Source organism: Massilia sp. Masssp93, assembly GCF_059491295.1.
Genome location: NZ_CP168502.1, coordinates 2,346,320 through 2,369,746, shown reverse-complemented (window position 1 = coordinate 2,369,746; position 23,427 = coordinate 2,346,320). Strand labels below are relative to the sequence as shown.

General features: G+C 67.6%; 11 protein-coding genes. 3 read left to right on the top strand and 8 right to left on the bottom strand.

Translation table 11 applies throughout. The features are described from left to right. Window positions 1-3: 3 nt before the first annotated feature. The gene (locus ACEN9Q_RS09885) at window positions 4-1,206 is read left to right on the top strand and encodes a glycoside hydrolase family 88 protein (protein WP_495628255.1); all 1,203 of its coding nucleotides are present in this window, start codon (window positions 4-6) and stop codon (window positions 1,204-1,206) included. Between the two features lie 3 nt (window positions 1,207-1,209). Here ACEN9Q_RS09885 and ACEN9Q_RS09880 read toward each other — a convergent pair whose 3' ends face one another. Beyond that, the gene (locus ACEN9Q_RS09880; RefSeq protein WP_056449274.1) at window positions 1,210-2,259 is read right to left on the bottom strand and encodes a LacI family DNA-binding transcriptional regulator; all 1,050 of its coding nucleotides are present in this window, start codon (window positions 2,257-2,259) and stop codon (window positions 1,210-1,212) included. 220 nt (window positions 2,260-2,479) lie between these two features. On the opposite strand from ACEN9Q_RS09880, the gene ACEN9Q_RS09875 reads away from it, so the two are divergent. Further along, complete coding sequence (locus tag ACEN9Q_RS09875) at window positions 2,480-4,183, top strand: glycoside hydrolase family 43 protein (protein ID WP_495628254.1); 1,704 nt, start codon at window positions 2,480-2,482, stop codon at window positions 4,181-4,183. Between the two features lie 38 nt (window positions 4,184-4,221). On the opposite strand, the gene ACEN9Q_RS09870 is transcribed toward ACEN9Q_RS09875, so the two are convergent. The 5 genes from ACEN9Q_RS09870 to ACEN9Q_RS09850 all read right to left on the bottom strand — a co-directional run bounded on the left by ACEN9Q_RS09870 (window position 4,222) and on the right by ACEN9Q_RS09850 (window position 15,169). Beyond that, on the bottom strand, window positions 4,222-5,619 hold the full coding sequence (locus ACEN9Q_RS09870) for an alpha-L-arabinofuranosidase family protein (protein ID WP_495628253.1): 1,398 nt from the start codon (window positions 5,617-5,619) through the stop codon (window positions 4,222-4,224). A gap of 32 nt (window positions 5,620-5,651) precedes the next feature. Continuing rightward, entirely contained in the window at window positions 5,652-7,202 is a 1,551-nt protein-coding gene (locus ACEN9Q_RS09865) for an alpha-N-arabinofuranosidase (protein WP_495628252.1), read from the bottom strand. Between the two features lie 130 nt (window positions 7,203-7,332). After that, window positions 7,333-10,290, bottom strand: a complete 2,958-nt coding sequence (locus tag ACEN9Q_RS09860) for a TonB-dependent receptor (RefSeq protein WP_495628251.1) — start codon at window positions 10,288-10,290, stop codon at window positions 7,333-7,335. 224 nt (window positions 10,291-10,514) lie between these two features. Beyond that, a complete protein-coding gene (locus ACEN9Q_RS09855; RefSeq protein ID WP_495628250.1) occupies window positions 10,515-13,640 on the bottom strand; it encodes a glycoside hydrolase family 2 TIM barrel-domain containing protein in 3,126 nt (1,041 codons plus the stop codon). A 47-nt stretch (window positions 13,641-13,687) separates the two neighbouring features. Next, window positions 13,688-15,169: a glycoside hydrolase family protein gene (locus ACEN9Q_RS09850; RefSeq protein WP_495628249.1), complete on the bottom strand. Its 1,482-nt coding sequence runs from the start codon at window positions 15,167-15,169 to the stop codon at window positions 13,688-13,690. Window positions 15,170-15,590: 421 nt separating this feature from the next. Between ACEN9Q_RS09850 and ACEN9Q_RS09845 the strand changes: the two genes are divergently transcribed. Beyond that, window positions 15,591-17,861 (top strand): LamG-like jellyroll fold domain-containing protein, encoded by a 2,271-nt coding sequence (locus ACEN9Q_RS09845; RefSeq protein ID WP_495628248.1) that lies wholly within the window; start codon window positions 15,591-15,593, stop codon window positions 17,859-17,861. Between the two features lie 61 nt (window positions 17,862-17,922). Here ACEN9Q_RS09845 and ACEN9Q_RS09840 read toward each other — a convergent pair whose 3' ends face one another. Together ACEN9Q_RS09840 and ACEN9Q_RS09835 are read right to left on the bottom strand one after the other, a co-directional pair. Then, on the bottom strand, window positions 17,923-18,543 hold the full coding sequence (locus ACEN9Q_RS09840) for an NF038129 family PEP-CTERM protein (protein ID WP_495628247.1): 621 nt from the start codon (window positions 18,541-18,543) through the stop codon (window positions 17,923-17,925). Between the two features lie 9 nt (window positions 18,544-18,552). Then, window positions 18,553-23,301, bottom strand: a complete 4,749-nt coding sequence (locus ACEN9Q_RS09835; RefSeq protein ID WP_495628246.1) for a discoidin domain-containing protein — start codon at window positions 23,299-23,301, stop codon at window positions 18,553-18,555. Window positions 23,302-23,427: the final 126 nt, after the last annotated feature.

Here is a 23,427-nt window from a genome sequence, read left to right as displayed (position 1 = left end):
CGCATGTCTTCCCCCCTCAACCCGGCCCCGATCGAGCCGCTGAACACCGGCGCCCTGCCGCCGCACTGGAACGCCGGCGTCGACAAGGCCGCCATCGACCGCGCGATCGACCGCGCGCTGGACGCCGTCGACCGCAACCTCGCGCATTTCGGCGACGCCTTCCCGATGCCGTCATCGAAGAACGGCGTCTATGCCGCGATGGACAATACGGAATGGACGAACGGTTTCTGGACCGGCATGCTGTGGCTCGCGTACGAGCTGACTGGCGCCGCACGCTACCGCGATGCGGCCCTGCGCCACGTCGCCGGCTTCCACGCGCGCCAGCGCGAACGCATCAACGTCGACCACCACGACCTCGGCTTCCTGTACAGCCTCTCGTGCGTGGCGGGTTACCAGTTGACGGGCGAGCCGCAGGCCGCAGAGGCGGCCCTTGGCGCCGCACGCCTGCTGCTGCAGCGCTACCTGCCCGGCGCCGGCATCATCCAGGCCTGGGGTGAACTGAGCGACCCGGCGCAGCGCGGGCGCATGATCATCGACTGCAACCTGAACCTGCCGCTGCTGTACTGGGCCAGCGACTACACGGGCGACCCGGCGTTCCGCGCGGCGGCCGACCGCCACATCGAAGCGGCCGCGCGCCACATCGTGCGCGCCGACGGCTCCACGTTCCACACCTTCTTCTTCGACCCGGCCAGCGGCGCCCCGCTGCACGGCAAGACGCACCAGGGCCATGCGGACGACTCGTGCTGGGCGCGGGGCCAGGCGTGGGGGATCTCGGGCTTCCCGCTCGTCTACCGCCACAACGGCGACGGCCGCCTCGTCGACCTGGCGAAGGTGCTGGCCAACTACTTCCTGAACCGCCTGCCGCAGGACGGCATCTGCTACTGGGACCTCGTCTTCACGGCGGGCCCGGAACCGCGCGACAGCTCGGGCGCCGCGATCGCCGCCTGCGGCCTGCTGGAGCTGGCGCAGCACCTGCCGCTGGCCGACCCGCTGCGCGCCCCGTACGAGCGCGCCGCCGCCGGCATGGTGGCCACGCTGGCCAACGATTACGCGGACACGAGCGGCACCCCTGGCGCCGGCCTGCTGAAGCATGGCGTGTACCACAAGCCGAACGGGGTCGGCGTGGACGAGGCCTGCATCTGGGGCGATTATTTCTACCTGGAGGCGCTCGTGCGCCTCACGCGCACGTGGCGACCCTACTGGTGACGGTCAATCGACCGCTTCGGTCGACTCCCGCTCGACGAGCGTGTACGGCATCAGCCGGTGCTGCGGCATGTACGACTGGCCGGCACGGCGCGAGCGGATGTGCTCCACCAGCAGCGCGACGGCGCTGCGCGCCATCTCCGTGATCGGCTGGTGGATGGTCGTCAACTCCGGCCACACGGTCGTCGCGACGGGCGTGTCGTCGAAGCCGCAGACGGCGATGTCGTCCGGGACCTGCAGATGCATGCCGTGAGCGACGGCGATGACGGCCGCCGCCATGTCGTCGTTGCTGGCGAAGATCGCCGTCGGCCGGGTCGGGTGGGCCAGCAGCTCGCGCGCCGCCAGCAGGCCGGAACGGTACGTGAACATGCCTTGCGCGACGCGCTCGGCGGGCACGTGGTGGCCGGCTTCGCGCATGGCGTCGATGAATGCCTGGTAGCGCAGCTGCGCCGGGGTGTGTTCCGGGTCGCCCTTGATGAAGCCGATGTCCGTGTGGCCGAGCGCCAGCAGGTGCTTCGTCATCGTCAGCGCGCCTTCGTAGTCGTCGATGCGCACGGCCGACATCTGCGGCGACGGTTTCGCGGTCGCCACGGCCACCGACGGAATGCCCAGTTCTCCCAGCTGCTTGAGGGCGGCCTTGGAGTCGCACAGCGGCGGCGGCACGAGGATGCCGTCGGCGCCGTCCGCGATCAGGCGGTCGATCGCCTTGCGCTGGCTGCGCAGGTTGTCGCAGTTCTCGAGGATCAGGTGGGCGCCCGTCTGACTGCACTCGCCGAGGGCGCCGACGAGGAACGCGCTGAGGAATGCGGCGCTCGGGTTGCTGTACAACAGACCGACGCGCAAGGTGCCGATGCGCGCCGCGCGTGCCGCCACGTTGACCTGGTAGTTCAGTTCCTGGATCGCGCGGTTGACCTTTTCCCGCGTCTTGTCGCTGACGCTGGCATTGCCGTTGATGACGCGCGAGACGGTCATCGCCGAGACGCCGGCCTTTTGCGCCACGTCCCATACCGTCGCGCCGCCGGAAGAGCGGTCGCCCTGCTTGGATTCACTACCCATTGAATTATTGTCCTGTAGTCTGTCGTTCCGGCGATGTTATCGATTTCAAGCCGTATATGTTGTATCACATGATACCGCCGGGCCAGCGGAAACGCCACTTGTGACAAGCGGCCATGGCCGACGCACCCGCCCCGGTCCGCCCTTATGCGGTCCGGATAGCCTTGATAGCGTCTATCTTCGAATGCTACCATGAGATCGATAACAACCCAAGGAGACCGTTTTGCCCGCCTCACCCATCGTCCAATCGCCCGCCCCCGCACGGACGCGGATCGCCGCCGCCGTGCTGCTTGCCGCCGCCGCCGTCGCGGGATGCCGCAGCGTGGCCCAGCCCGCGCCCGCCACGCCCGCCGCCCTCGCGGCAGCGCCGTGGATCGCCGACCTCGGCGACGGCCGCTACCGCAATCCCGTCCTGCACGCCGACTATTCCGATCCGGACGTGATCCGCGTCGGCGACACGTTCTACATGACGGCGTCCAGCTTCAACAACACGCCCGGCCTGCCGCTGCTGGAGTCCCGTGACCTCGTGAACTGGGCGCTCGTCGGCCATGCCCTGCCCCGCCTCGAGCCGGCCGCCGTATTCGCCCGCCCGCAGTACGGCAAGGGCGTGTGGGCGCCGTGCCTGCGCTGGCACGACGGGCGCTTCTGGATCTTCTACCCCGACCCCGACTACGGCGTGTACGTCATGACGGCCGAGCATTTCGCCGGCCCGTGGAGCGCGCCGCGCCTGCTGCTGGCCGGGCGCGGCATCATCGACCCCGCGCCCTTGTGGGACGACGACGGCAAGGCGTACCTGATGCACGCGTGGGCGAAGAGCCGCGCCGGCATCAACAACGTGCTGACCCTGCGCCGCATGGACCCGCAGGCGACGCGCATGCTGGACGACGGCGGCAAGGTCGTCATCGACGGCGGCCGCTATCCCGGCTACCACACGGTCGAAGGGCCCAAGCTCTACAAGGCCAACGGGTATTACTACGTCTTCGCGCCGGCGGGCGGCGTCGAGATGGGCTGGCAGGCCGTGTTCCGCGCGCGCTCGATCGACGGCCCGTACGAGGTCCGCCGCGTGATGGACCAGGGCGACACGCCCGTCAACGGCCCGCACCAGGGCGCGTGGGTCGATGCGCCGGACGGCAAGGACTGGTTCGTCCACTTCCAGGACAAGGGGGCCTACGGCCGCGTCGTGCACCTGCAGCCGATGCGCTGGGAAGGCGGCTGGCCCGTCATCGGCGCGCCGGGACGCAAGCCCGGCACGGGCGAACCGGTCATCACGTACACGAAGCCGGTCCAGGGCTTCGGCCCCGCCGCGCCGGCGACGAGCGACGCATTCGACGGCACCACGCTCGGCCCGCAGTGGCAATGGGGCGCGAACCCGGCGCCCGGCTGGTATTCGCTGACCGACCATCCGGGCCACCTGCGCCTGGCCACGCAGGTCGTGCCGGAGGCCGACGGCCATGTGCGCGCGGCGGGATCGATCCTGACGCAGAAGGCGCCCGCGTCGCGCTTCATCGTCGAGACGCGCGTGCGCCTGGCCGGCGCCGTGGACGGCGATCGCGCGGGGCTGATCGTCAATGCGATGCAGTACACGTGGCTGGGGCTGCGCCGCAGCGGCGGCCGGACTGATCTCGTGCGCACCGTGTGCGGCCCGTTCGGACCGCGCTGCCGCGAGGAGTCCACCGTGGTGCTGGCCGACGCGCCGGCCGAACTGACCCTGCGCATGGCGATGAACGAGAATGCGTTCGTCGGCTTTTCGTACAGCCTCGATGGCCGCGAATTCAAGCCGGCGGGCGACGCGTTTCCCGTCACGCGCGGCACGTGGGTCGGGGCGCAGGTGGGGCTGTTCAGCGTGGGCACGCGGGAGCGCGCGCAGCCGTCGTACCTGGAAGCCGATGACTTCAACGTGACGGCGCCCGGCCCGGGCCCGTACTGACGGCACGGGGAGCGGCCGGGACGACCCGGCCGCGACGTTCACGGCGCCCGCGTGGGGGTCTCCCGGATTGCGACGACGGCCACCGACTTCGCCGGAAGCGTCATGCGCAGCTTGCCGTGCGCGGCGCGCGCCGCGAACGGAACGGGCGCCGCAGAAGCCGGGGCCGCGAGGGTCCGGTGCGCATCCGTCGCTGGCGCGGCCAGCACGCTGCCGCGGGCGCCGCGGGTTTCGGCGCCCGTCACGCCGACGACGACGTCCACCGCGGCGTCCGGACCCGGGTTGACGAGCGACAGGTACAGGATCCCATCCGGGGCCCGCGCGGCCGAAGCGCTGACCGCCGGCGCGGCGGCGGCGGCCCGCGCATCCCGCTCGACCCGCACGGGCAGCGCGGCCGCGCCCTGGAACGGCACGTGCATCCTGAACGCGTGATACATCGGTGTCAGCGCGATCCCGTCGCCCGCCGCCACGATCAGCGCAAGGTCCGCCGGCGCCATGCTCGCCATGGCCAGGCGGCCGGCGCGCGCGTGAAACACGTGGAACCGCAACGCTGCGGCAAGCGCATCGCCCATCGCATCCGGCCGCCGTCCAGGCCTCCCGTCGGGCCGGGCGCGCCATTCGTCGACGACGAGCTGCACCTTCCGTGCCGGATCGTCGCCGTCGAGCGCGGCGATATGCTGCGCGATGACCACGTCGGCGCCGTCGACCGCGCCCGTCCCGGCGTCGTGGATGGCGATCGCATCGCGATAGTCGCGTATGCGCTCTTTCTTGCCGACTTCCGCCGTCCATGCGGGATCGCCGCCGCTGGCGACGAGCCTGGGCGGCGTGCCGCTTCGCGCCTTGATGAAGACCGCGTACTGGTTGTACAAGTCCGCGTAGTAGTCGGCCTTCATGTCGCCGCCGCAGCCCCAGCTCTCGTTGCCGACGCCGACATACGCGACCTTGAACGGCCTCGGATGCCCGTTCTTCGCCCGCAGCTGCGCCAGCGTCGAGTCCCCGTCCGCCGTCATGTATTCGATCCAGTCCGCCGCCTCGCGGAGCGAGCCCGTGCCGACGTTCGCGACCACGTGCGCGTCCGCGCCGACCTGCTCGGCCAGGTCGAAGAATTCGTGGGTGCCGACGGCATCCCCGTGCACGCCGATGCCGTCGCGCCAATGGTAGGCATCGGCCGCGCATCCGCCCGGCCAGCGCATGACCGGGACGTGGAGCGCCTTGAGCGCGTCGACCATGTCCTTGCGCCAGCCGCGGATATTTGCGATCGGCGACCCCGGTCCCACCCACATCCCGCCGCCGCCAAGTCCGATGGACTGGCCATAGAGGTCCTTGTTGATCACCGGTCCGGGGTGGACCGCGTCGATGGTGACGGCGACCTGCGGCGCCGCGGCGGCCGTTGCCGCGAGCATCGATAACCCGAGCACCGCGCGCTTGATCGATTTCATGCTGCTTCCTTCTGTAAAAAAACCGGCCCGGCTCACTCGTCGATCGCCAGCACGGCAACCGACTTCGCAGGCAGCCTGACGACGAGCTTCCCATGGTCCGCGCTCGCCCGCAGCGGCTCCGGCAACACGGCATCCGGCGCGGCGAAGGTGTTGTGCGCGTCCATCGTGGACGCGGTCAGGACGCTCCCCTGCGCCGCCACGGCCCGCGCGCCGGCCACCTGCACCGCAACGTCGACCGCGTCGTGCGGGTCGGCGTTCACCAGTCCAAGGTGCAGCTTGCCGTTCTTGCCGCGCGCGGCCGAGACGCTGACGGCCGGGATGGCCGTCGCGCCGAAGCGGTATTGCGGATCGCCGGCGACCTTCACCGGCAACGCGGTCGCATCCTGGAACGGCACGTACATCCTGAATACGTGATAGGTCGGCGTCAGCACCATCCGTTCGCCGTCGGTCAGGATCATCGCCTGCAGGACGTTCACCATCTGCGCGATGTTCGCCATGCTCACGCGCGCGGCGTGCGCATGGAAGATGTGGAAGTGCAGCGCCGCCACGAGCGCGTCGCGCAGGGAATTCTGCTGCTGCAGGAAGCGCGGGTTGGTGCCCGGCGTGGGATCGTACCAGGTGCCCCATTCGTCGACCGCGATGGTGTACTTCTTTCCGGGATCGGTCTCGTCGAGCCGGGCGACGTTCGCGGCGATGAGGTCGTCCATATGCAGGGCATCCTTCAGCGCCGAGATCCATTGGTCCTCGCCGAAGCCGGTCGCCGCGCCCTTCGTTTTTCCGCCCCGGCCCGGCACCGTGTAGTAGTGCAGGCTGATCGCGCTCGCGTTCGCGCGGATGTGGCGGCTCAGGTAATCGGTCCAGGCGACGTCGCCATCCAGGCCGCCGGCGGCGATGAGCGCCGGCATGGCGTCCGGCGTCGTCCGCACGAACGTCGCGTCGTGATTGTACAAGTCGGTGTAGTGGCGCGCCGTCATATTGCCGCCGCATCCCCAGCTCTCGTTGCCGAGACCAAAGAACGCCACCTTGAACGGTGCGGGATGGCCGTTCCGGGCACGCAATCGGGCGAGGGATGACTGGCCGTCCGCCGTCATGTACTCGATCCATTCCGCGATTTCGCGCGCCGAGCCGGTGCCGACGTTGCCGTTGACGTAAGCCGCGGTCCCGAGCTGGTCGACGAGGTCGAAGAACTCGTGCGTGCCGACGGCATTGGTTTCCTTGACGCCGCCCCAGTTGGCGTTGATCTTGACGGGCCGCCGGTCGCGCGGGCCAATGCCGTCGCGCCAGGCGTAATCGTCCGCGAAGCAGCCGCCGGGCCAGCGCACCACCGGGACGTGCAGCGCCTTCAGCGCGCCGACGGCGTCGTCGCGCCAGCCGCGGGTATTCGGGATCGGCGATTCGGGGCCGACCCACAGGCCGCCGTACACGCCGGTGCCGAGATGCTCGACGAACTGGCCGTACACATTCCTGTTGATGACCGGCCCCGGACGGGCCGCTTCGATCTCGACGTCCACTTGCTGGGTTGCACAGGCCATCGCCGCGGCGCACATGCCGGCGGCAATGACGGGAAGGCGGATCCACTTCATGACGCAATCCTTGGTTCTTGAAACGACCGGGCGCAGAAACGGCCGGACCGTACCGGCCGGCAGCGCCCGATACGGTCCGGCGCCGGCCGCGGGATGCGGCCGGCACGCTGGCTGTTACGCGTTCCGGCGATCAGAACTTGTAACGCAGGCCCACGCTGAACGTGCGGCCATTCTCGAAGTGCTGCAGCTCGCGGCCCGTCTCGTAGGTCTGCGCTTCGCCGATGAAGCGGTTCGGCGCCTTGTCGGTGAGGTTGGACGCGGTGAAGGCGAGGGTCGCGTGGTCGTCGATCGCGTAGTTGAGCGACGCGTCGAGCAGGCCATAGCCCGCGATGTAGCCGCTGCCCAGCGGCGTCAGCGGGTTCACGCCGCCCCACAGCTGGGACGAGCGCCACGTGTACACGAGGCGCGCCGACAGCTTCTTGTCCTCGTACATGCCGGTGACGCTGTAGCTGTTCTTCGACACGAACGGCTGCTGCGTCGTCAGGAAGACCGGCGCCGCCGCGGTGCCCGCGTTGACGGGATTGGACGTGTCGACGTAGGTGTACGAACCCGATACGCCGAAGTTCTTCAGCCAGTTGTAGCTGTTATTGAAGAACCATTGGCCCGACACTTCGATACCACGTGCGAAGCCCGGTTCCGCGTTCACCGGCCGCGTGACCAGGTATTGGCCGCCCGAGCAGGTGTTGGAGGTCGTGCCGGCATACGGCGCGACGAGCGGCACCGTCATGCATTGCGCGAGGTTGCTGAAGAAGCCCTTGATCTTCTTGTCGAACACGGCGGCCGACACGTAGTTCGTCGCGTTGAAATAGCGCTCGAGCGAGAAGTCGAAGCTGTCGGCGATCTGCGGACGCAGGCTGGCGTTCCCCATGTTGCCCGTACCGTCGGCATTGGCGTTGATGAACGGATTCAGCGAGCCCAGGTCGGGGCGCGTCATCCCGCGGCCATAGCCGAAACGTGCCAGGAAATCCTTCTGGATGTCGTAGGTCGCGTTGAACGTCGGCAGGACGTTGGTGTAGGTCGTCGATTGCGGGAAGTCGACATACGTCAGCGCCGCCTGCGTGAAGTCGCGGTTGCGCGCCGTCGCCGACGACCTCGTACGCACCACGCGCACGCCGACATTGCCCTTGAGGCGCTCGTCCAGTCCCGAAAACTCGCCGACCAGATAAGCGGCCAGCGTGTTCTCGCTCATGAGACGGTGCGCCAGCGGGTTTTCCGCGAAGCTGCCCTCGGCCGGGATGCCGGCATTCGGGAACTGTCCGCGCACCTGGTTGCCGAGCAGCGCATCCGGATTGTAGACGAGATAGCCGCCCGCATAGCCGGCGGTGCCGTCCATGTAGTTCGACGGCGCGGCCTGCAGCACGCCCGTGTTGCTCGCCACCGAGATGCCGTTCGAGCGGTCGGCCTTGAGCGCCTGGCCATCCGCCGCCAGCGAGCGGCCGAAGCCGTGGTCCATGAACAGGCTTTGCTGGTGCGCGAAACGCGTACCGAATTTCAGCTTGTCGAAGAAGCCGTGGTCGAACGTGTAGGCGCCGTCCAGCGCGGCCGCGCCGCCCTTGTCGTCCCAGGTGAGGTAGGTGACCGGATACCAGTTGTAGACGAAGTTGCCCGGATCGGACAGGCTCGGACCACTGATGGCGATCTGGTGCGGCAGGCCGTCCGCGACGCGCGACACGTCCCACGACAGGCCGGCCGCACCGGCCATTTCGACGCGGCGGTTGTCCTGCTTGCGGTCCGCCTTGATGTACGAGAAATCGGCCTTCAGCGACAGTGCGCTGGTCGGGCTCCACTCGACGCCGCCGGCGCCGATCCAGGTCGAGTACGGGCTGTGCTCGTCGCCGCCCCACGGCCGCACCTGCGAGTTCAGGAACGTCCCGCTCTGCAGGCGCTGGGTCGTCAGGATATCGTTGCTGCCGCCGTTGAAATTGCGATTGGCGAGGCCCTCGGTCACGGCAAACGGCGCGGTCTGCAGGTTCTGGACATTGCCGCCGTTGTCGACGAAGACGAAGCGATAATTCTGGTGATACAGGTAACCGGTGTAGTTGGTCTCCACGTAGAACCGCAGGGTGTTGTCGACACGGTAGTCGGCGGCGACGTTCAGGCCCTTACGCTGACGCATGATGGTTTCCTGGAACACGTTCGTGTTCACGGCCGGCGTCGAGATGATGTTGGCGACCTGGTCCGGCGTGAGTCCGGCCGTGTTCGGCATGTTGACGCCCACGGTCGGCGACGTGGCGAGGGTCGGCACGCTGGCGAGGTAGCTCACGTCGTTACGGCCGACGTACTTCGACATCGGCTTGCCCGGGTCGTTCGTGGTGTTCGATGCGGCCAGGTTCGCGTATTCGGCGCTGTCGCCGCGGACGACGCGGCGGTAATCCGGCGCACGGTTGGCCGGCGTGCTGTCGGAACGCCCGGTGCTCTTCTGGAACGCAAACGCGGCCATGACGCCGATGCGCGAGCCGCCACCGAGGTCGAAGCGGTTGGCGAGCAAGCCGAACAATTCCGGATCGGTCTTCTTGGCCAGGTCGTTGTAGCGCGCATTCGTGCTCAGCGTGGCCGTCAGGCCCTTGAAGTCGCTCGGATTGCGGGTGCGGATATTCACCAGGCCGCCGATGGCGCCTTCGATGTGTTCGGCGGACGGATTCTTGTAGACGTCGACGCCGGCGATCATGCCGGGGATCGCGTCCTCGATATTGAACTCGCGTGCGCCGGCGGTGAAGTAGGCGCGGCCATTGACTTGCGATGCCGTCTGGCCCGCGAGGCCGCGGATGGTCAGGCCCGAGCCGTAGCCGGCCGGCGAAGCGCCCTCGCCGCCGTAGCGGTAGCCCTGCACGCCGGGAAGACGGGTCAGCGTCTCGGCCACGTTCGGGTCGGGCAGCTTGCCGATGTCCTCGGCCGTGATCGAATCCACGACTTCCATCGTATCGCGCTTGATGGCGACGGACGACTGGGCGCTGGCGCGCAGGCCCGTCACGACGACGGTGTTGGCGTTGGGGTCCACCTGCTGCGCGAACGCGTTGCCTGCGAAAGCCTGCGCGAGCGCCAGGGCCACGACCGACATTTTCGGTCCGATGTTGCGATGTTGATTCATTGTGTTCTCCTCCAGGATGCTGGTTTGCTGGTTATTGCCGGCTTGGGCTCATCGGGCACATTGGCCTCGCTGGGTGGTGCTGGCGTTTTAGGTATCGATAACAAATCTGCTTTGAATTATACGTGCCATCCTTCCTTGTATTAATGCCTTTGCGAAATATCATGTTCTTTGTGGTATTTGCACTACGCCGGGTGCTTGACAATCCCCCGGCGTAGTGCTGCCGTTCACTCGGCCGCGACCCGGTCCGCACGCACCGGCGCGAGCACGAAGCGATAACTGGCCGGCGCCAGCGGGATGCGGTACTTCACATGCGGCCGGCCGTCGAGACTCCACCCGGTGTCGCCGCCGACGCCGGCCTGCGCCATGTCGACCAGCACCGTACCGTCGCCATGCGGCGCGATCTCGGAACTCTTCCACGTGCCGCGCGGCCGCAGGTACAGGTCCTCGTACGGGAATGCGAGCGCGTTGAACGAGAACGGCGTGTCGGCGCCCACCCGGATGCCGGCGCCATCAGCGCTCTTCAACTGGAACCAGCGCACATCCGTCTTGTTGCCGCTTTCCTGCGGGCGGATGTAGCCGTGGTACTGGTCCGCCACCTTGCCCGCGTACAGGCCGAGCGCGGAACCCGTCTTGCGGTCCGCGTACGATTCGTACGGGCCGCGGCCATACCAGGACAGCGTGTCGAGCGCGGGCAGGCTGTCGAAGCGCAGGCCCAGGCGCACCGGGTCCGGCAGGTCGTCGCGCAGCGGCGTGAAGCTGGCGGCCACCTCGACGCTGCCGTCGACACGCATGCGATACACGTTTTCCCAGTGCGCCGCACCGGCGCCGAAGCTGAACAGCACGTGCACGCCGTCGCCCTCGACGGCCACGCCGCGCACCTTGCGCTGTTCCGTGAACGTCTGCCAGACCTTGTGGCTCTTGTCCACGCCCGCGCCCTCGTCGTTGTCCGTCAGGCCGCGCCAGAAATTCGGCGCGCCGCCCTTGAGCACCGTGCGCCCGGCCACCGTGTAGGTCACGAGGCCGGTGTCCGGCGCGACGCGCAACACGGCGTCGGCGGCGCGCAGTTCGACGGCACCGTCCGTGCGCACGGGGGCCACGGTTGCCGGCGCCTTGTGCGCGACCGCCGTCGACGGCAGCACGAACTGCGACCAGCCGACGACCGTGCCCTGCTCCACGCCCGGCGCCGCCGCGCGGCTGCGGGCCCGCACGGTCAGCACCCGTTCGCCGTCGCGGCCGGCGTCGGGCAGCGCGAGGGCGAGTTTCTGCCTGCCGCCTGCCGGCGTGGCCGCATCGGCCAGGGTGCCGTGCGCGACGACGACGCCGTCGCGCGCCAGTTCCCAGTCGAACGCCAGCTGCGACAGGTCGCGGAAATCGTAGCGGTTCACGACCTCGATGCTGCCTGCGGCCGGGTCGCCCTCGAACACGACGGGCGAATAGACTTTCTGCAGCTCGTAGTATTCCGGATCGGGCGTACGGTCGGAACGCACGACGCCGTCGCCGACGACGCTGTTGTCGCCGCGCCCAGGATTCAGGTCGAAGCCGGATGCCCAGTACGTGCGGCCCTTGTCGTCGCGCGCGATGATGCTCTGGTCGACCCAGTCCCACACGAAGCCGCCCTGCAGCTTGCGGTGCGCGCGGATGACCTTCCAGTAGTCTTCCAGGTTGCCCAGCGAATTGCCCATCGCGTGGGCGTACTCGCACTGGATCATCGGCTGGCGGTAGGCCGGATCGAGCGCGTAGTCCTCCATCTTTTCGATGTCGTCGTACATGGGCGCGTAGATGTCGACGTAGGCGTTCGGCAGGTGTTCCTCGCCGATGGTCCCGTGCCCCAGGTAGCTGATCAGGCGCGTCGGATCGTTCTTGCGGATCCAGGCGGCGGCGTTCTCGAAGTTCGGTCCCGTGCCGGCCTCGTTCCCCAGCGACCAGAAGATGACGGACGGCGAATTCTTGTCCCGCTCCACCATGCGCGACACGCGGTCCAGGTGCGCGATGCGCCAGTGCGGCTTGTAGCCGAGCTGGATGGACGCGCGCGCCTCCCGCGTCGCAGCCTGGTCGCCCGCCTGCATGTAGCCGTGCGATTCCAGGTCCGCCTCGTCCATGATGTACAGGCCATATTCGTCGGCCAGGTCGTACCAGCGCGGATCGTTCGGGTAGTGCGACGCGCGCACGGCGTTGACATTGGCGCGCTTCATCAGCTCGATGTCCTTGCGCATCGTCTCCAGCGACATCACGCGCCACGTATGGGGGTCGTGCTCGTGCCGGTTGACGCCCTTGATCATCACGCGCCTGCCGTTCACCCGCACTTCGCCGTCCGCCACTTCGACGGTGCGGAAGCCGATGCGGCGCGCCGTCGCCGACACGAGCCGTCCCTGCGCGTCCGACACCTCGACGAGGAGCGTGTACAGGTTCGGCGTCTCGGCCGACCAGGGCTTGACGGACGGGATGGCGCCGGCCAGCGCCGCCTTGCCGTCCGCGCCGGACTTGCCCCGCACGTGCAGGACTTCGCGCGCGCCGTCCAGCACGCGGGCGTCGACCTGCATCGCGGCCGGAACGCCGGCCATGTCGGCCACCAGCGCGAAGCGGCCGTCGCGGTAGGCCGGCTTGTCCAGCGCCGCCGTCACGCGGTAGTCGCGCAGGCGCGTCTTCGGTTCCGCATACAGGTACACGCTGCGCTCGATGCCGTTGACACGCCAGAAATCCTGGTCTTCCAGGTACGAACCGTCCGCCCAGCGATACAGTTCGATCGCGATCATGTTGCGGCCCGGGTGCACGTAGCGGGTCAGGTCGAATTCGGCCGGCAGCTTGGAATCTTCCGAATAGCCGACGCGCTTGCCATTGACCCAGACGTAGTACGCGGCGCCCGCCGCACCGATCTGGAGGAACACGTCGCGGCCGTTCCAGGCCGCCGGCACGTCGAACTCGCGGCGGTACGATCCCACCTCGTTGAGGTCATGCGGGATATACGGTTCGTTCTGCGGAAACGGGTACTTGATGTTGGTGAAGATCGGCTTGCCGTAGCCCTGCGCCTGCAGCATGCCCGGCACCTCGATGTGGCCCCATCTGGCAACGTCGTACGACGGCTTGAAGAATTCCTTCGGGCGCGCTTCCGGGTTCGGCGAATACTTGAACGACCACGTGCCGTCCAGCGACAGATAGTACTGCGACGCGGCCTTGTCGCCGGCCAGCGCCTTGTCGCGCGATTCGAAATTGAAGAACGTCGCCTTCATCGGTTCGCGGTTGACGGCCACGACTTCCGGCTGTTCCCACTCGGCCGGTTGCGGCCGGGCCGCCAGCGCCGGCAGCGCCGCCGCGGCGAGGACGACGGTCGCGATGATGTTCATTGATGCCATGAAGTTCCTGCCTCTTTCTCGTTGTCGGTGCATGATGGGCCCGTCCTTCAGCGGAAATGCAGGCCGTCGACGAATTCGTTCACCTCGAGCAGCCCGGCCTCGGGCGCGCTCAAGCGCTTGCCGCCGACGGTCACGTTCTCGATCGTGACGTTCCTGACCATGCGCGCGCCGTCGCGGCCCGTGATGCGCGCGGCGCTCGGCGCGCCGCGGCCCGTGTAATGGATGTTGCGCAGGGTGACGTTCTCGATGCCGCGGCCGGGGCTCGTGTTGTACTTGGCCGTGTAGGCGATCTTGAGGTTGAACAGCTTGCCCTCCTCGATGCGGTCGACGCGGATGTCGTCGAACACGACGTCGCGCACCAGGTTGTCGTCGCCGGCCATGATGCCGAGCGCGCCCTCGTATTCGGGTTCGTCCTCGTCGTGCTCGAGGATGTCGATGTTGGAAAAGCGCAGGCGCTCCAGCACCTCGCTTTGCGGGTGGGCCGGCGTCGGCGTGTTGCCGTGGATGCCGATCATGACGGCGTGCGCGACGTCGGCCCACAGGGTCGAGTCTTTCACCTGCACGTCGCGGGTGTCGCCCCAGATGTCCCAGCGGTGGTTGTAGAACGTGACGCAGTCGTCGGACGTGCGCACGAAGCTGTCCGCGATCGTCACGCGCTCGCAGGCGAAATGTCCCAGCCCGTCGGACCACTGGCCCGCGCCGATCGTGCGGATGTTCTTTTCGACGAGGTCCTGCGAGGTGATGCAGCGCATCGTGCCGTGCGGCTGGTTGATGAAGATCGGACCGTCGATCTCGACGTGACGCGAATTCCGCACCATCATCATGTCCACGCCGTCGAACAGGCCGTCGCTGATCACCTTGACGTCTTCCACGCCGTCGATGACGAGGGGATTCTTCATGATGGCCGCGCCGTGGATATACACCGTGGTGTGGGAACGCACGCGGAATTCGCCGCTGTGGATGCCGGGCCCGAAGAACACGGTCCTCTGCGTCATGTCGGGCGTCGTGCCCGTGCCGACGTCGTACGAGGACAGGTCCGCCGGCACGGCCGGCATGTCGGCGCGGATCGCGTGGGTGAACACGTGCAGGTTGTGCAGGTGGTCGTCGTCGAATTCCACGCTCAGGTTGTCAGGGCGGCGCAGCGTGAAGTAGACGATGCCGTCGCGCACGACGGGCTTGACGCCCTTCGCATCCGGCCGTATGGTCACTTTCGAGAACATGCCATTGTTCTTCTGGACCGCCACCTCCACCGCGCCGTCGAAATTGAAGTACACCATCGAGGCATCCTGGGGCTTGTCGAGGTCCACCTTGACGTTGTATTCGTACAGGTCCTGCCACGCGCCGCCGGGCACGCGCACGCGCACCGTGTAGTCGTCGTTGTGGTGGGAATAGCGGATCGGGTTCGGGAACGGGTGCACCTGCAGCCGGTTCTCGCCGGCGTGGGCCGGCGCGATGCCGGCGAACAGGCCGGCGCACAGAACGGCAAGCGGCAAGGTGCACAGGCGTGCGAACGCACGTAACGTGGACAACAACATCGTCTCCTTTACCCGTGCATGCGGACCGCGCCGCCGCCGGGTTTATCGTTTGGTTGCGGCGGAATCGGACTCTGCCCCGCCGTCGTTGGTATCGATAACAGCCTCAATTACATTTATATCACATCTGATGCGACTGTCAAGACCATGTCCGCTTTCGCAATGGAGCGCGGCCATCGTCACCTGCCGATGATAACGGCGGCGGCCGACGGCGACCCATATGTTTTTTATCGAAACGGATATCTTTTGCACATGGCAGACGCACTCCCGTCACCGGCCATGGCGGGCGCGCGACAGCTTGATTCGCGTCGTGGTTAACGATAACAAAACAAGGGCGATCCATGCTAGCATCGGCGCGGCAGTACGGCAGCACTTCGATCGCAGTCCAACACACGCCTGCATGGCATGGAGACGCCACATGAAGAGAATCGAACCGCACGACAGCAACGAACCCGCCAGCCCGACCCGCCCCGCCCTCACGCCCGCGGAGGCGCCCGACGCCGTCTCGCGCGCCGAACTGGGACGCCGCAGTTTCCTCCTGAGTCTCGGCGCCATTGCCCTCGCCGGCTGCGGCGCGGGCGGCGCCGACGGCCCCGCCGCCAGCCTGCTCTCCGGCGGGACGGCAGGCGCAACGGCAACCGGAACGATGAGCGGGACCGGCGCATCGACCGGCCCCTTCGTCCATCCGGGCCTGCTGCACACCCAGGCCGACTTCGACCGCATGCAAGTCAAGTACACGACCGCGCCCTGGTCCGGCAGCTGGAACATCCTCATCAACAACTCGCACGCGAGCCTGACGTACACGCCGCATCCGCAGACCATCGTGTACCGCGGCTACGACGGCACCCACGCGGAGAACTACAGCACCCTGTTCAACGACGTGGCCGCCGCCTACGCCTGCGCACTGCGCTGGAAGATCTCGGGCGACATCAACTACGCCAACAAGGCCGTGCAGATCATGAACGCCTGGTCGTCGACGCTCACGTCGATCCAGGGCACGACGGACGCCGCCCTGGCCGCCGGCATCTACGGCTACGAATTCGCCAACGCCGGCGAAATCATGCGCACCTATACCGGGTGGGCCGCGGCGGACATCACGAGTTTCCAGAACATGATGCGGAATGTCTTCTATTCCATCAACCACGACTTCCTGATCCGCCACAACGGCACGGACATCACGCACTACTGGGCCAACTGGGACCTGTGCCAGATGGCGTCGATCATGGCGATCGGCGTGCTGTGCGACGACCGCACCCTGTTCGACGAAGCCGTCACCTATTTCCAGTCGGGCGCGGGCAACGGCGCCGTCGCGCAGGCCGTGTACTACATCCACCCGGGCTTCCTGGGCCAATGGCAGGAATCGGGGCGCGACCAGGGCCACAACACGCTCGGCATCGCGCTGATGGGCGCCCTGTGCGAGATGGCGTGGAACCAGGGCGTGGACCTGTACGGCTACGATAACAACCGCTTCCTGATGGGCGCGGAATACGTGGCGAAAGCGAACCTGATCCAGTCGGGGACGACCTATTACACGGTGCCCTACGTCCCCTACAACAACGCTGACAACGTCTACCAGGGCGTCTTCTCGACGAACAGCCAGGGCAACGTCCGCCCGTGCTGGGCGCTGGTCTACAACCATTACGTCAACCGCAAGGGCCTGGCGGCGCCGTATTCGAAGATGTTCGCGCTGCAGATCCAGCCGGAAGGCGGCGGCGGCAACTACGGCCCGAACAGCGGCGGTTACGACCAGCTGGGCTACGGCACCCTCACCTGCACGCGCGATGCGATCGCGGCCGGCGCCGCCCCCAGCGGCCTGAAGGCGCGCACGCCGGCCGGCCAGGTCGAGCTGTCGTGGTGGGGCAGCGCCTACGGCACCAGCTACAACGTCAAGCGCGCCACGTCGACGAGCGGTCCCTGGACTACCATCGCGAGCGGCATCACCGACCTGCTGACGTACACCGACAATCCCGGCACCGGCACCTGGTATTACGTGGTCTCCGCCATGACGCCGGGCGGCGAAACGGCCGATTCCAACCGCGCCACGGCCAAGGTGGGCAAGACGCTCCATACGTACCTGGCGTGCAACGAGGGCACCGGCACGGCGGTGTCCGATGCCAGCGGCCAGGGACACGCCGGCACGCTGACGGGCAGCGCCGCCTGGGGCACCGGCAAGTCGGGCAGCGCCCTCGCACTGAACGGGAGCACGGACTATGTGAACCTGCCGGCCAACCTGGTGACGGACCTGACGGACTTCACGGTGGCCTGCTGGGTGTACTGGAACGCAGCGCGCACCTGGGAGCGGATCTTCGACTTCGGTTCGGGCACGGGCCGCTACATGTTCCTCACGCCGCGCTCCGGCAGCGGCGGCGCGCGCTTCGCGATCACCGTCGACGGCGGCCACGGCGAGCAGGCGGTATCGAGCACCACCGCACTGCCGACCGCGCAATGGGTGCACGTGGCCGTGACACTTTCGGGGCGGACCGCGACGCTGTACGTCAACGGCGCCGTGGCCGGCACCAACAGCGCCGAGTTCCTGCCGCCGTGGCAGTTGGGGGGCACGAGCCAGAACTGGATCGGCCGTTCGCAGTATGCGGCCGACCCTTACTTCAACGGCAAGATCGACGAGTTCCGCATCTATCGCGGAGCACTCAGCGCGGCGGACATCGCAGCGCTGATCGCGTCCAGCTGACCGCGTAAAAAAGCCGGCCCGCGTCGCGCGACGCGGGCCGGCCGGATGCTTCAGCGCGGTGTCAGCGCCGGCGGCGGCGTGCGAGGGCCAGCGCCGTCAGTCCGATTCCCGCCAGCAGGTAGGCGGCCGGCTCGGGCACCGCCGTCACCGCGGGATCGTTCAGGGTGGCGGCGACGCTCCCCTGCCCTTGCGCGCCGGTCGCCGGGGTCCAGGCGAAGTCCGCCAGCGCTCCCGAGACCGGATCGTAATGGCCGAGCGGCGCGAACGCGTCGTCGAACGCCGACACGACGAAATGCGATACATAACTCGCCAGCGGGTCGGGCTCGCCGGCGAACGTCAGGTCGAACGACAGCACGCCGCCGAAATCCACGGCGTGGAACAGATCGTTCGCCGTGTCGTTGCGGAACGCGTACCCGCCCGGCACCGGCGTCAGGCCCCAGGAGTCGATATACGCGCTGCCGTCGAAGCCGACCATGTGGTCGACCACGGCCGTCGCCAGCGGCACGCCGCTGCCGGCGCTCAGGTTCATGTCGATGTAGCCGTCGGCCACGCCGAACGTCGACGTGTCGATCGCCACGTGGATCGTGCCGGCCGACGCCGCCCCGGCGCCGGCCGCCAGCAGCGCGGCGAGGGCCGCCCGGGTGCACAGGGCGGCAAATTGGGTCTTGAATCGGGTGTGCATGTCGTGTCCTCAGAAATGGGGTTGGTAGAGCGCCGGCGTGTAGCCGACGATGCCGCGGGCCGGATTCGTGAACGTCAGCGGCACGGTCAGCGTCGCGCCGGGATTGAGCGGGCCGCCCACGACGACGTAGGGCGCGCCGCCGTTCGTGCCCGCGGCGCCGTCGAGCGTCACGCCCGCGGTGAGCCCGTTCAAGGTGAGCCACAGCGGGCCGGCCAGCGCCGTCGCGCCGGTGTTCGTGACGGTCACGCCGCCCACGTACTTGCCGGTCGCGCGGTTCAGCGTGGCGCCCTGCTGGGTCATCCTGACGCCCGCGCTCACGTCGGCCGGCGCGATGTTCACGGCGAGCGTGTGCTGCGCCTCGGTATTGCCGGCGGCGTCGACGCTCCAGTAGGCCACCGTATGGCTGCCCGTCGTGGCCAGCGCCAGCGCCGTGCCGGTCTGGCGCGCGCCGCCGTCCACCGTGTAATACGTCGCCGCGACGCTGCCGCCGACATCGCTGGCGGACAGGGTCACCGTCACGTTCGTCGCGGACGTGCCGTTTGCCGCGGACGCGGGGTCCGTCGCGGCCGTCGTGACGGGCGGCGTGGTGTCGGCGCCGTGCAGCGAACCGTGCAGGCGCACTTCCGACAGGTTGCCGAACCACGTGCCGCCGTTGTAGATGCGGATGTAGCGGTACGGGGCCGCACTGGCGACGGGGAAGGTCTGCCATTCCGGCGTCGAGGCGGCCGGGCTGGTGAGCGTCGTCCAGCTCGTGTTGTCGTTCGAGCCCTGGATCACGGTGCCCTTCGCACGGGTGTAATACTGGTCCTGGCGCGCCGCCAGTTCCACGCCCGTCAGGTTGACCTGGTTGCCCGACTTGAAGTCGAACGTGATGAAGCTGCCCGCACCCGAGTTGTTGCTGCCGGTGCGGAAGTCCGAGATCGAGCCGAGGTTCGCGTCGAACAGGTTGTTGACGTTGCCCAGCGTGGTGGACGCGGGACGGTTGACGCTCGAATCGATCAGCGTGGCGACGGTGGCCACGTTACGGATCGTGTCCGCCTCGTCCACCAGCGTCAGCCCCGTGTTGTCCGTCGTGCTCGTGCTCGTGAAGCCGTCCTCGCCGTTGGCCTGCTTGTAGCTGATCGCGAACTTGACAGCGCCCGCCGCCACGCCCTCGTTCAGCGTCGCGGTGGCCGTGAAGTTGATGTTGTCGGCCGTCGTCACCGCGGCCGGGACGCCCTGGATCGCGACGGCCACGTTGCTGACCGCTTCCTTGGCCGTGAACGTCAGCTTGACCGCGTTGCCGGGCACGATGCGCGTGCGCAGCGCCTGCGCGGAACTCATCGACACGGTCGCGATCTTGTTCGACGATGCGGCGGTGCCGTACAGGCGCAGCTCCTCCATGTTCCCGTACCAGTTATTGCCGTTCGTGATGCGGATGTAGCGGTATGGCTGCGGGCTGCCCACGGTCAGTGTCTGCCAGTCCGCCGTGTTGCCGGCCGCGTTCGAGATCGTCGTCCAGGACGTGTTGTCGTTCGAGCCCTGCACCACGGTGCCGTTGATGCGCGACGAGTACTGGTCCTGGCGCCCGATCACTTCGGCGCGCTGGATGGTCGCCTGCCCGCCCTCCTTGAAGTCGAACATCACCCAGCCGCCGTAACCGCTGCCGTTCACGCGGAAATCGGTACCGCTGGCCAGGTTGCTGTCGAACAGCGTGTTCACCGTCGCCAGCAGGTCGGTCGCATTCCGGCCGCTGGAATCCTTCAGGCTCGTGATGGCCAGCAGATTGTCCAGGTAATTCGTCTGGTCGGCGATGAACAGCGACGTGCTGTCCGTCGTGAACAGCACGGGTTCGGCATCGACGCCGGCCGCCGTCTTGTAGTTCAGCAGGAACTTGACGTTGCCCGGCTTGACGTCGCCCGGCATCACGGCGGTCGCCGTGTAGTTGACGTTGTCGGTCGTGCTCACCTGCGCGGGCTGGCCCTGGATCGTCGCCGTCACGGCGTTGATCGGCGCCGCGGCCTGGAAATTCAGCTTGACCGTATTGCCCGGGACGATGCGCTTCTTCAGCGCCTGGTCGGAAGCGAGCGACACCGACGACAGCTGGTTGACCGTCTCGTGCCGGATGCCGAAGATGCGGAATTCCGCCATTTCGAACATGGTGCTCGACGGCTCGATCATCTGCAGCTTCAGGAAGCGGAACTGCTGGTTCTTCAGGTCGTCGCTCACGTCCAGCGTCTGCATGTCTTCCGTGACCGCCGTCATGCCCGGGGTCAGGCGCACCCAGTTCTCGTTGTCGTTCGAACCGAACACGGTGACGCCGCCGATGCGCTCGGGGAAGCTGGTCCGCACCTGCAGCTGGAACGCGCTGGCGTTGACCTTGTAGCTGGGGCCGAAATCCATGGTGTGCGTCAGGTTCTGCGCCTGGCCGTAGAACACGAACGAATCGGAACTGCCGTCCAGCAGGTTCGGGACGGCCGTGCCGAACGTGGACGAGACGAACATGTTCGCGAAGTTCATGCTGCCGTCGGCGAGCAGCGGCGTCAGTTCCGCGAGGCCCGTCATGGCGGCCTGCAGCGCGCCCAGCTTCTGGTAGAACTGGTCGTCGCCCGCCGTCGCCACCGCGTTCGTCGCGTCCGCATAGGCCGCGTTGTAGACGGCCAGCGTCTGGCTGGTGTACAGCGTGCCGGGCTTGTACGCGGCCGTGACGGCCGCGATCGCGGACTGGCGGTCGGCGCTGACGACGATCCGCGCGGCCTTCGACGTGACCACCGTGCCGTCCGTCGACGTGACGATGAAGTCATAGGTGCCGGCCTGGGTCGGCACCCACGAGAACGCGCCGGTCGTCGAGTCGAACCGGGCGCCCGGCGGCAGGTTGTCGATCTTGTAGGTGAGGACGTCGGTGGCCGTGGCGTCCGTCGCCGCGAAGCTGTACGCGACGGTGGCGGTCGATCCCGCGTTCGTGTACAGGCTCAGCGCCGCATCGCCGCTGGTGAACACGGGCGGCGTGATGGCGGTGCCCGGGTTGACGTTCAGGTGGTCGATGTCGACCGTCGTGCCCGCGCCCTTGATGGTGAGGGGCAGGTAGTCGCCCAGGCCCTGGTACTGGTTGAATGCGTAACTCACGTAGCGCCATTGGCCCTGCGTGTCCGGCAGCAGGATCGTGTCGCCGAACGCGTCCATCGACGCTTCGCCGTTCGTGCGCACGCGGAACGCGACGCTGCGGGTGCCGTTGGCGTAGCCGAACACCGCCAGCCTGCTGCCCGCCCCGGTGGCCGCGACGCGCACGAACGACGCCGCATCGTCCTGCATGGCCGTGCCGAAGCCGTCCAGCGACGTGAAGCGGTCTTCCACTTCGCGCAGCGGGTCGACGATGGGCTTCACGAGGAATTGCGTGCCCTCGCTTTCTGCCGCGGGCGGAATGAAGAGCCAGAAATCGCCGCCGCCGTCCACGCCGTCCCAGTTGTAGGTCGTCCGGTCCGCGAACATGCGCGTGAAGTTGGGCGCGCGCTGGCTCATGTCCAGGCCGCGCGTGTATTTGTAATAGTAGTACGGCTCCCACGTGTTCTGCGTGAGGCGGCCGCGGTAGCCGCGCTGCAGCGTCTTGTAGATCACGGTCGGCACGCCGTCCGGGTCCGTGTGCGCGGCCGTCGGCACCCACGGCGTGTCGTAGCCGAGCATGAACCCGGCGAAGTATTCGGTCGCGTCCAGGATGCGGTCGTTCAGGAATTCGTACGGCCCGACGGCATCGGGCGCCGTCGACGCCGTGCCGTCGACGGGATCGATCTTCGTGTCCTGCGACATCAGGAGGCGCGCCAGGATGCTCATGTTGGTGACGTCGCCGGCGCCGTGCGCCTGGTCGCGTCCCATCTCCACGTGCTCCACCATGGGCGTGACGGCTTCTCCCGTGAGGTCGTTCTTCGTCACGAGGCGGAACAGCTGCTTGATCGAGCCGTTCTGGCCCTGGTCGACGGCCGTCTTGTTGATCGTGAACCACTCGACGCCCTCGTTCCAGCGCGCCCGGTTGCCCGTGAAGATATAGCCGGACATCGACCCGATCAGCGGATACAGGTGCTGATTCATGAAGTGGTCGGGACTGTGGTTGAACGTCTCGGTGACGGGCACGATGAGGTTGTTCGTCAGGTTCGCGGTGTCCTGGTCGGTCCACGCCAGCGCCGCCGTCTGGCAGCTCGTGTAGCGCATGATCTCGGCGGCCGCCATCATCCGGTTCATGGGAATGCCCGTGTGGATGTGGGCGTCTGTGTAATAGGCGTACTGGTTCGGGTCCATCTGCGCCCAGATGCGGATCAGGCGCATGGCGTTCGCGCGGTACGTCTCGTCGCCCGTCACGTAGTACAGGATGGCCTGGGTGTAGGCCTTGAGCGCGTCCGCGATGAACTTCGATTCCACGCCCTGGCTGTTGAAGGCGACCGTCCCCGGCCTGGTCGGGTCCGAACCGCTCTGGTTGTTCGACGAGATCGTCTTCGAGGCAGCGCCCGACAACAGCATCCGGTTGAAATACGTGTTCCAGGGTTCCTTCTGCGCCAGCACCTCAGCGCGCATGGTCTCCAGCACGTCCTTCGTCAGGCCGACGCCGGGATGCTTGAAGCCGCTCGCGTCGATCGATTCGTTGATGGTCGGCTGGTAGGTCGTGACGATGGTCTGGATCGTGTCGGCGGCAAAGGCATCGTGCGCGCCGGGGCCCATCGCGGCGATGGCGAGCGACACGGCCAGCGCCGCTGCCCGCAGCAGGGGGGCGCGGGTACCGGTTTTCTTCATTTGAGTCTCCTCCATGGTTTTGTTTTTGCGGGATCGTCGACCACGTCTATGTTATCGATACCCCGCGTAAAGTCTAGCATGCGCAGGCCGGAACAAAATATCCTGTCGCGAAATATTTGTGATCGA